7 protein-coding genes and 2 tRNA genes are annotated in these 9,487 nt (G+C 73.0%); 1 reads left to right on the top strand and 8 read right to left on the bottom strand.

Annotated features, from left to right (window positions below; genetic code table 11):
- Positions 1-274: 274 nt before the first annotated feature.
- Entirely contained in the window at positions 275-817 is a 543-nt protein-coding gene (locus tag GSF02_RS14920) for a peptidylprolyl isomerase (protein WP_159797885.1), read from the bottom strand.
- A gap of 86 nt (positions 818-903) precedes the next feature.
- Between GSF02_RS14920 and GSF02_RS14915 the strand changes: the two genes are divergently transcribed.
- On the top strand, positions 904-1,959 hold the full coding sequence (locus tag GSF02_RS14915) for a hypothetical protein (protein ID WP_201308950.1): 1,056 nt from the start codon (positions 904-906) through the stop codon (positions 1,957-1,959).
- Positions 1,960-2,072: 113 nt separating this feature from the next.
- Here the strand turns inward: GSF02_RS14915 and GSF02_RS14910 are convergent.
- The 7 genes from GSF02_RS14910 to GSF02_RS14885 all read right to left on the bottom strand — a co-directional run bounded on the left by GSF02_RS14910 (position 2,073) and on the right by GSF02_RS14885 (position 9,331).
- Positions 2,073-2,148: transfer RNA gene (locus GSF02_RS14910), tRNA-Ala, on the bottom strand.
- Positions 2,149-2,198: 50 nt separating this feature from the next.
- Positions 2,199-2,318 carry a DLW-39 family protein gene (locus GSF02_RS18665; protein ID WP_211100092.1) on the bottom strand — a complete coding sequence of 40 codons (120 nt, stop codon included), beginning with the start codon at positions 2,316-2,318 and terminating at the stop codon, positions 2,199-2,201.
- Positions 2,319-2,389: 71 nt separating this feature from the next.
- Positions 2,390-2,463 (bottom strand) — tRNA-Ile (locus GSF02_RS14905).
- 102 nt (positions 2,464-2,565) lie between these two features.
- Positions 2,566-3,537: a DUF3566 domain-containing protein gene (locus GSF02_RS18915; RefSeq protein ID WP_235915603.1), complete on the bottom strand. Its 972-nt coding sequence runs from the start codon at positions 3,535-3,537 to the stop codon at positions 2,566-2,568.
- A 20-nt stretch (positions 3,538-3,557) separates the two neighbouring features.
- Positions 3,558-6,230, bottom strand: coding sequence for a DNA gyrase subunit A (gene gyrA / locus GSF02_RS14895; RefSeq protein WP_235915602.1), 2,673 nt, complete (start codon positions 6,228-6,230; stop codon positions 3,558-3,560).
- A gap of 93 nt (positions 6,231-6,323) precedes the next feature.
- Positions 6,324-8,399, bottom strand: a complete 2,076-nt coding sequence (gene gyrB, locus GSF02_RS14890; RefSeq protein WP_159797883.1) for a DNA topoisomerase (ATP-hydrolyzing) subunit B — start codon at positions 8,397-8,399, stop codon at positions 6,324-6,326.
- Between the two features lie 410 nt (positions 8,400-8,809).
- Complete coding sequence (locus GSF02_RS14885) at positions 8,810-9,331, bottom strand: DUF721 domain-containing protein (protein ID WP_159797881.1); 522 nt, start codon at positions 9,329-9,331, stop codon at positions 8,810-8,812.
- Positions 9,332-9,487 lie beyond the last annotated feature (156 nt).

The following is a 9,487-nucleotide window of genomic DNA, read 5'->3' as shown; positions in this document are numbered from 1 at the left end:
GAGGCTCGCCACAGTCGGCGCTTGGCACAGTCGGCCGGGGTCGGGCGCGGAGACGTCCGCGGAGGCCGTGCGCCCCGCGGCGTATGCGCCCTGCCGTAGGGCGGCGGGGGGGCGGGGGGGCGCGGGGGGGGGGGGGGGGGCGGGGGGGGGGGCGGGGGGCTGCGGCGGGCGCGGGGCGCGGGCCGGCCGCGGGCACCGCGTCGGTGCCCGCGGCCGGCCCGCGCCGTGGGAGGCCCCGGTGCGCCGGTGGCGGCCCCGGGGCCTCGCGGCGGGGTCAGTCCTCGATCGAGATGCTGCGGATGACGATGTCCTCGACCGGACGGTCGCCCGGGCGGGTCTTCGTCGTGCCGATCGCGTCGACGACGGCGCGCGACTCGTCGTCGGCGACCTTGCCGAAGATCGTGTGCTTGCCGTCGAGCCACGGCGTGGCCGTCGTCGTGATGAAGAACTGCGACCCGTTGGTGCCGGACACCTCGCCGGTCACCGGGTTGCGGCGCTTGCCGGCGTTGGCCATCGCGAGGATGTACGGCTCGGAGAAGTGCAGCTCCGGGTGGATCTCGTCGTCGAACATGTAGCCCGGGCCGCCGGTGCCGGTGCCGAGCGGGTCGCCGCCCTGGATCATGAAGTTGTCGATCACGCGGTGGAAGATGACGCCGTCGTACAGCGGCGTGCCGGTCTTCTCCTCACCCGTCGTGGGGTCGGTCCACGTCTGGGTGCCGGTGGCCAGCCCGACGAAGTTCCGGACCGTCTTCGGCGCGTGGTTCGGCAGCAGCTCGACGCGGATGTCGCCGAGGGTGGTGTGGAGGGTTGCGAACATGCGCCCATCCTCGCACGGGCGCCTGGCCTGCGGGCCGCCCAGGGAGCCGTCGCGCGCTCCGTCGCCTCGGGTGGCAGCATGGGCCCATGGTGCGAAAGAGCGTTGCTGAAACGGTGCCCCCGATCGACTCCGAGAAGATCAAGGAACAGGCCGCGCAGCTCGCGGCCGCACTGTCCGAGGCGAGCGCCCGGGCGGCCAAGGAGGCCGCCGTGCTGAGCGGGCAGGCCAAGGTCGCCGCCGGCCAGGCCCGCGAGTGGGCCGAGCCGCACGTGCAGGACTTCCTCGAGTGGCTCCGGCCGCGCGCGGAGAAGGCCTGGCAGGAGGGCGTCCAGGCGGCGGCGCCGCGCGTCGAGCGGGCGGCGGGCAAGGCAGCCCCCCTGCTCGACACGGCGCACGAGCGCCTCGGCCCCCTCGTCGACACGGCGCACGTCAAGGCCACCGAGGCCGTCGACACGGCGCACGACAAGCTCGTGGACGAGTACCTGCCCCGCGTCGTCGCCGCGTTCAACGAGGCCGCCGCCAAGGCCGCCGGCACGGGTGCCGCGGCAGCGGGCACGGTCGCCGCGGTCGCCGAGAAGGGCACGAAGAAGGCCGCCCGGAAGGCGGCGAAGCAGGCCGCCAAGGAGGCGCGCTCCGGCCGCAAGCGCGGCGTCGTGTGGCTCCTGCTGGCCGGTGCCGCCGCCGTCGGCTACGTCTTCTGGAAGCGTGCGCAGCCGCAGAACGACCCCTGGGCCGAACCCTGGGAGCAGACCAGCAAGCCGGACTACGACGGCGTGGCCCGCGAGGCCAAGCACCGGGCCGGCGACGCCGCCGAGGCCGTGGGCGAGGCGGCCGGCGCGGCCGTGGCCCGCGGCCGCGAGGCGGGGGAGAAGCTCGCCGAGCGCGCCACCGAGGTGCGCGGCGAGGTCTCCGAGCGCGTCAACGACGCCGTCGACAAGGCCACGGAGGCCGCGAAGAAGGCGACGCAGCGGGCCCGCACGTCGACCAAGCGCGGCGAGCAGGGCGGCGAGCAGGGCGGTGCCGAGACGTCGGGCGACGCCCCGCAGCAGAACGCCGAGGACGCCGCCGTGGCCGCCACGGAGAAGGTGGAGGGCGAGGCCACGCCCGAGACCTCGGCCACCGAGGAGTCCAAGCCGGAGTGACCGGCCGGCCGGCGGGGCCCCGGGGCTCCCGCCGGCCACGACCGGCACGCCGCCCCCAACCGACCGCACCGCACGACGAAGGCCGCCACCCGCGAGGGTGGCGGCCTTCGTGCTGGTGGAGCCAAGGGGACTCGAACCCCTAACCCCCTGCTTGCAAAGCAGGTGCGCTACCAATTGCGCCATGGCCCCGTGCCGGCCCGTCTGCGGGCCGTGGGTGGTGGTGCCGGTGCCGCGGAGGCTCAGTCGAGGGTGTCGGTGACCTCGGACCACAGGTCGCGCTCGGCGTTGCCCTCGGAGACCTTGCGCCAGACGACGTAGCCGGCGCCCACCGCGGCCAGGAACAGGAACAGCTTCTTCACGAGGCCTCCTCGTCTCTTCGCCGGCGGCGGGCACGATCCCGGGGGCGACTCCCGCCGGGCGGTGCTGAGAGTGGGGCTAGGAGGACTTGAACCTCCGACCTCTTCCTTATCAGGGAAGCGCTCTAACCGTCTGAGCTATAGCCCCGGGCCCGCGCCGCAGCGCGTGCAGCACGAGAACTTACCGTAGGCGCAGGCCCGCCACCAAACCGGTGACGGGCCTGCCGGGTGTGACGTGCGCCGCGGGCGCTCAGTCGTCGGTGAGGGTCACGTGCAGGCCCCCGACCAGCGCCGCCACGATGTTGTAGATGATCGCCATGATGGTGGCCAGCGCGGTGAGGATGACGATGTTGATCACCGCGACGAGCGTCGAGAGCGACACCAGGCGGTCGAACTCCACGAACTGCATGACGTTGACGTCGGTGTCCGAGCCGACCGCGTCGCGGATGAAGTTCTCGATCGTCGTGAAGACGCCCATGCCGTCGATGACGAGCCAGAACACCGCCGTCGCGACGACGGTGATGATGCCGATGGCGACCGAGAGCAGGAACGCCAGCTTCATCACCGACCACGGGTCGATGCGGGAGACCACGAGGCGCACGCGGCGCGGGCCGCCGCCGGCCGGGCGCGGCCCGGCGACGAGCGGCTGCGCGCCGGAGTCGACGCCCGCCGCGGCCGCCGGCGTGCCGGTGAACCGCACGGCGCTCTCGTAGTGCATCTCGCGCGGGCCGGCGGGCGCCGCGGCGCCCGGGGCACGGCGCCCATTGGCCGGGACGGCGCCTGCCGCCGCGGCGTCGGCCTCGGCGCCCTTGCCCACCGTGGTGGACGGGCTCGTCGTCGCCGCGGACTGGACCTTCTTCGCGGCGGTGCGCGCCGCGGCCAGGGCCGCCTGCGCGGCCTTCACGGCACCCGCCTTGGCGCCCTCGCCGGCCGCACCGGCGTCGCCCGGGGCGTCGCCGCGCTGGCCGGAGCCCTGGTTCCCCGACTTGCCGCCCGCCTGGTTCCCCGTCTCGGCGCCCGCGGGCGCCGAGACGGCGGGCAGCTGCGTGGTCCGCTGCGCCGGGCGCTCGTCAGTCTTCGTGGCGGCCTTCGTGGCGGCCTTCGCGGCCGACGGCGGAGGCGGCACCGGCGACGTGGACGCCCCCGGCTTCGACGACGCGGCCGTCTTCCCGGCGGCCTGCTTGCCCCCTGCCGCCCGGGGTGCGCTCTTCTCGCTGCTCATCGTGTCCTCGCGTCCGCTGGTCAGTTCTCGTCCACGTCGGCCGGGTCGCCGGCACCGGTGTCGGTCGCGGCGACGTCGGCCTCGGCGTCAGCAGGATCAGCCCCGGCGGCCCCCTGGCCGTCGACGCTGGCTCCGTCCACGCTATCGGACTCCTCCTCGGCCCGTCGCTCGACGTTCCGGGCCACCGCGATGATCCGGTCCCCCTTGTCGGGCTTGGCGAAGGTGACGCCCTGCGTGGTGCGGCCGGTGGCGCGGACCTCGTCCACGGCGGAGCGCACGATCTTGCCGCGCTCCATGATGACCAGGACCTCGTCGCCGTCGTCCACCACGAGGGCACCGACCAGGTCGCCGCGGTCCTCCGGCAGGTTCGCGACCCGGATGCCCAGGCCGCCGCGGCCCTGCTGACGGTAGTTGTCCACCGTCAGCGCGGTGCGCTTGGCCGTGCCGCCCTCGGTCACCGTGAACAGGTAGGCGTCCTCGCGCACGACGTCGGCGGCCAGCACCTCGTCGCCCTCGCGGAACTTCATGCCGGTCACGCCGGAGGTCGCCCGGCCCATGGGGCGCAGCGTGTCGTCGTCGGCCCGGAAGCGGATCGACTGGCCCTTGCGGGACACGAGCATGATGTCGTTGTCGGAGTCCACCAACATGGCGCCGATGAGCTCGTCGGGGTTGCCGTCCTCGTCCTCGCGCAGGTTGATGGCGATGAGGCCGGCCGAGCGCGGGGAGTTGTACTCCGCCAGCCGGGTCTTCTTCACCAGGCCGCGGCGCGTGGCCAGCACCAGGTACTCGGCCTGGTCGTAGTCGCGCAGGTCGAGCACCTGGGCGATCCGCTCGCCCGGCTGGAACGCCAGCATGTTGGCCACGTGCTGGCCCTTGGCGTCGCGCGAGCCCTCGGGCAGCTCGTAGCCCTTGGCCCGGTAGACGCGCCCGAGGTTGGTGAAGAACAGCAGCCAGTGGTGCGTCGTCGTGGTGAAGAAGTGCTCGACGATGTCGTCCTCGCGCAGCTGGGTCCCGCGCACGCCCTTGCCGCCGCGCTTCTGCTGGCGGTAGGCGTCGGTGCGGGTGCGCTTGGCGTAGCCGCCGCGCGTGATGGTGACGACGACCTCCTCCTCGGGGATGAGGTCCTCGACCGACATGTCGCCGTCGAACGGCAGGATGTGCGTGCGCCGCTCGTCGCCGTACTTCTCGACGATGCCGTCGAGCTCCTCGCCGACGATCGACCGCTGGCGCTCGGGGCGGGCCAGGATGTCCCGCAGGTCGCGGATCTGCGCCTCGATCTCGGCGTGCTCGTCGATGATCTTCTGCCGCTCGAGGGCGGCCAGGCGGCGCAGCTGCAGCGCGAGGATGGCGTTGGCCTGCTCCTCGTCGACGCGCAGCAGCTCCATGAGGCCGGCGCGTGCCTGGTCGACGTCGGGGGAGCGGCGGATCAGCGCGATGACCTCGTCGAGCGCGTCGAGCGCCGCGAGGTAGCCGCGCAGGATGTGGATGCGGCGCTCGGCGTCGGCCAGCTCGTACTCGGTGCGCCGGCGCACGACGTCGATCTGGTGCGTCACCCAGTGCCGGACGAACGCGTCGAGGCTCAGGGTGCGCGGCACGTCGTCGACCAGCGCCAGCATGTTCGCGCCGAACGTGTCCTGCAGCTGCGTGTGCTTGTACAGGTTGTTGAGCACGACCTTGGCGACGGCGTCGCGCTTGAGCACGATCACCAGGCGCTGGCCCGTGCGGCCCGACGTCTCGTCGCGGATGTCGGCGATGCCCTGGATGCGGCCGTCGTTGACGAGGTCGGCGATCTTGGCGGCGAGGTTGTCCGGGTTGACCTGGTAGGGCAGCTCGGTGACGACGAGGCAGATCCGGTTCTGGATCTCCTCGACGTTGACCACCGCGCGCATCGTGATGGAGCCGCGGCCGGTGCGGTAGGCGTCCTCGATGCCCTTGGTGCCGAGGATCTGCGCACCGGTGGGGAAGTCCGGGCCCTTGATGCGCTGCATGAGCGCCGCGAGCAGCTCCTCGCGGGAGGCGTCCGGGTGGGCCAGGTGCCACTTGACGCCCTCGGCCACCTCGCGCAGGTTGTGCGGCGGGATGTTGGTGGCCATGCCGACGGCGATGCCGGCCGAGCCGTTGACCAGCAGGTTCGGGAACCGCGACGGCAGGACGGTGGGCTCCTGCTCGCGCCCGTCGTAGTTGTCCTGGAAGTCGACGGTGTTCTTGTCGATGTCGCGGACCATCTCCATCGAGATGGGCGCCATGCGGCACTCCGTGTACCGCGGGGCCGCCGCGGGGTCGTTGCCGGGCGAGCCGAAGTTGCCCTGGCCCGCCACCAGCGGGTAGCGCAGCGACCAGTCCTGCACCAGGCGCACGAGCGTGTCGTAGATCGCCGTGTCGCCGTGCGGGTGGTACTTGCCCATGACGTCGCCGACGACGCGCGAGCACTTCGAGTACGACCGGTCGGGGCGGTACCCGCCGTCGTACATCGCGTACAGCACGCGCCGGTGCACCGGCTTGAGGCCGTCGCGCACGTCGGGCAGCGCGCGGCCCACGATCACGCTCATCGCGTAGTCGAGGTAGCTGCGCTGCATCTCGAGGTTGAGGTCGACCTGCTCGATGCGCCCGTGGTGCACCGCGAGCGGGGCGTCCGCCTCGGGCGCCTGGTCGCCGTCGTCCGGGAGGTTGGTGCCCGGCGTCTCGTCAGTCATCGATCTGATCCTTCCCACGCCGCCACGGGCGCGTCCCTACCGCTGGCCTTCGACACGGGGCGGCGGCGCGCAGGGGTGCGCGCCGCCGGCCCGTCAGATGTCGAGGAAGCGGACGTCCTTGGCGTTGCGCTGGATGAAGCTGCGGCGGGACTCGACGTCCTCGCCCATGAGCATCGAGAAGATCTCGTCGGCGGCCGCGGCGTCGTCCATGGTGACCTGCCGCAGGGTGCGGTTGTCCGGGTCCATGGTGGTCTCCCACAGCTCCGAGTAGTCCATCTCGCCCAGACCCTTGTAGCGCTGGATCCCGTTGTCCTTGGGGATGCGCTTGCCGGCCTTGAGCCCCTCGGCGAGGAACGCGTCGCGCTCCTTGTCGGAGTACACGTAGTCGTGCGGCGCGTTGGACCACTTGAGGCGGTACAGGGGCGGCATCGCGAGGTAGACGTGGCCGTGCTCGATCAGCGGGCGCATGTACCGGAACAGCAGCGTGAGCAGCAGCGTCGCGATGTGCTGGCCGTCCACGTCGGCGTCGGCCATGAGGATGATCTTGTGGTACCGCAGCTTCGAGGCGTCGAAGTCCTCGCCGATGCCGGTGCCGAACGCCGTGATGAGCGCCTGGACCTCGGCGTTGGACAGCGCCTTGTCGAGGCGGGCCCGCTCGACGTTCAGGATCTTGCCGCGCAGCGGCAGGATCGCCTGGTTGTACGGGTTGCGGCCCCGGACCGCCGAGCCGCCCGCCGAGTCGCCCTCGACGATGTAGATCTCGCTCTCCTCCGGGCGGTTGGACTGGCAGTCCTTGAGCTTGCCCGGCATGCCGCCGCTGCTCAGCAGGCCCTTGCGGCGCGTGGCCTCGCGCGCCTTGCGGGCCGCGATGCGCGCCTGCGACGCCGAGATGGCCTTGCGGATGATGTCCCTGGCCTCGTTCGGGTGGGCGTCGAACCAGTCGGTGAGCTGCTCGCGCACGACCCGCTGGACGAAGGTCTTGGCCTCGGTGTTGCCCAGCTTGGTCTTGGTCTGGCCCTCGAACTGCGGCTCGCCGAGCTTGACGGAGATGACGGCGGTCAGGCCCTCGCGGACGTCGTCGCCCGTGAGGTTGTCCTCCTTCTCCTTGAGGATGGCCTTGTCGCGCGCGTAGGTGTTGACGATGCTCGTCAGCGCCGTGCGGAAGCCCTCCTCGTGCGTGCCGCCCTCGGTCGTCGAGATCGTGTTGGCGTAGGTGTGCACGGACTCGCTGTAGGCGCTGGTCCACTGCATCGCGACCTCGACCGAGATCTTCTTCTCGGTGTCCTCGGCCTCGAAGTCGATGACGTCGGCGTGGACGAGCTCGACCTTCTTGCCGGCGTTGAGGTGCTTGACGTAGTCCGTCAGGCCGCCGTCGTAGCGGTAGGTGACCGTGCGCGCGGCCTTCTTCGCCGCGCCGTCCGTCGCGCCGTCGGCGTGCGGGGCGCCGTCCGTCGCGGCCGCCACCGCGACGCCGTCGGCGTCCGGCACGCCGTCCGTGCCGACGACCTCGTCGTCGGTGTCCGCGTGCTTGGACCGCTCGTCGGTCAGCGTGATGGTCAGGCCCTTGTTGAGGAACGCCATCTGCTGGAAGCGCGCCCGCAGGGTCTCGAAGTCGAACGTCGTGGTCTCGAAGATCTCCGGGTCCGCCCAGAACGTCTGGGTGGTGCCGGTCTCCTCGGTCGCCTCGAGGCGCTCCAGGCCCGTGGCCGGGTTGCCGCCGTTGGCGAACTCCTGGCGCCAGCGGTACCCGTCGCGCGCCACCTCGGAGACCACGCGGGTGGACAGCGCGTTGACGACGGAGATGCCCACGCCGTGCAGGCCGCCGGAGACGGCGTAGCCGCCGCCGCCGAACTTGCCGCCGGCGTGCAGGATCGTCATGACGACCTCGAGCGTCGGCTTGCCCTCGGTGGGGTGCATGGCGACCGGGATGCCGCGGCCGTTGTCCCGGACGCGCACGCCGCCGTCCTCCAGCAGCGTCACGTCGATGGTGTCGGCGTAGCCGGCCAGGGCCTCGTCCACCGAGTTGTCGACGACCTCGTAGACCAGGTGGTGCAGGCCGCGCTCGCCCGTGGAGCCGATGTACATGCCCGGGCGCTTGCGGACGGCCTCGAGACCTTCCAGGACGGTGATGTTCCCGGCGTCGTATCCGCCGTCGTTCCGATTCGCCACAGGCCGGTTCGCTCCTCGTCGTCCGTGCACGCCCGACGGGTTCCCGGACCCCGTGCCCGGGCCGCGGGAGCTCGCCGGCGGGTGCCGGGGAGACCGCGGGTCGGTCGCTGTCGCCCCGGTCACGCGTCGAGACCCGTCGCGGGCACAGCCCGAGCCAGCGAGGCTGGATGACGTGCCGCCCGACGGGGCCTGCGCACGGGCCCGGGAAGACGCTCCCAGTCTACCTTCTCGGGGCTGTTTTCCCCGGATCCGAGCGCTTTGCGCACCCGGTTCCCCACCTGGATCGTCGCGACTTGTCCACAGGGATGTCCACATCGGTGGGTAGTCGTGCACAACCCTGTGCACGACCGGGCCGGACGGGGCGCCGGGGAAGGCCGTGAGGGCCGGTCGGCGGCCGGTCGGCCGGCCCGTCAGCCCCAGGTGTCCCGGGGACCCTGGCCGCGCACCGACCGCGGCCCGCGCCGGAAGCTCGGGCCGGCGGGGCCGAGCACCTTGACCTCGTCCACGACCCCCTCGCCGACCTCCTCGGCCAGCCGGCGCAGCAGGGTGGGGACGAGCAGGCGCACCTGGGTGGCCCAGGCCGTCGAGTCGGCCCGCACCACCAGCACCTTGTCCTCGAACGTCTCCGGCGCGCAGTGGTCGGCCACCTGGTCGCCCACCACCTCGCGCCAGCGCCCGATGACGCCGCCGACGGAGACATCCGCCGTCCAGCCCTTCTCGCGCAGCAGCCGGCCGAGCACGTCGGACAGCAGCTGGGGGTCGCGGGCGCCGGGGCCGGAGCCCGAGCCGGTGCGCGGCTCCGCCAGCGGCGACCGCCGGGCGGGGGACCCCGGGCGCAGGCCGCGGGCGCGCGCGGCGGCCCTGGCGCGGTTCAGCGCCGCGCGGGCGACCTCGGCTGGCGGCGTGGGCGGCGCCGCGTCCGGGTCGTCCACGGGCGAGGCCGCCGAGGCTGCTGAGGCCGCCGAGTCCGTCGAGGCGGAGGAACCGGCCGAGGCGGAGCCGGCGGGGGACCCGGCCGTGCCGGACCGCTCGACACCGCCCTCGGTCCCCGGCTCCGCGGCGCCCGGCTCGGGACCGACGGCGCCGGG

Source organism: Puerhibacterium puerhi (genome assembly GCF_009846865.1).
Classification (GTDB): domain Bacteria; phylum Actinomycetota; class Actinomycetes; order Actinomycetales; family Cellulomonadaceae; genus Puerhibacterium; species Puerhibacterium puerhi.
Note: the sequence above shows the minus strand (reverse complement) of the source record. Positions and strands in the feature narration are given on the sequence as shown.

Excerpts from the sequence above, each read along its gene's own strand:
- GSF02_RS14920 (WP_159797885.1), bottom strand. The coding sequence starts at position 817 with ATGTTCGCAACCCTCCACACCACCCTCGGCGACATCCGCGTCGAGCTG.
- GSF02_RS14915 (WP_201308950.1), top strand. The coding sequence starts at position 904 with ATGGTGCGAAAGAGCGTTGCTGAAACGGTGCCCCCGATCGACTCCGAG.
- GSF02_RS18915 (WP_235915603.1), bottom strand. The coding sequence starts at position 3,537 with ATGAGCAGCGAGAAGAGCGCACCCCGGGCGGCAGGGGGCAAGCAGGCC.
- gyrA (WP_235915602.1), bottom strand. The coding sequence starts at position 6,230 with ATGACTGACGAGACGCCGGGCACCAACCTCCCGGACGACGGCGACCAG.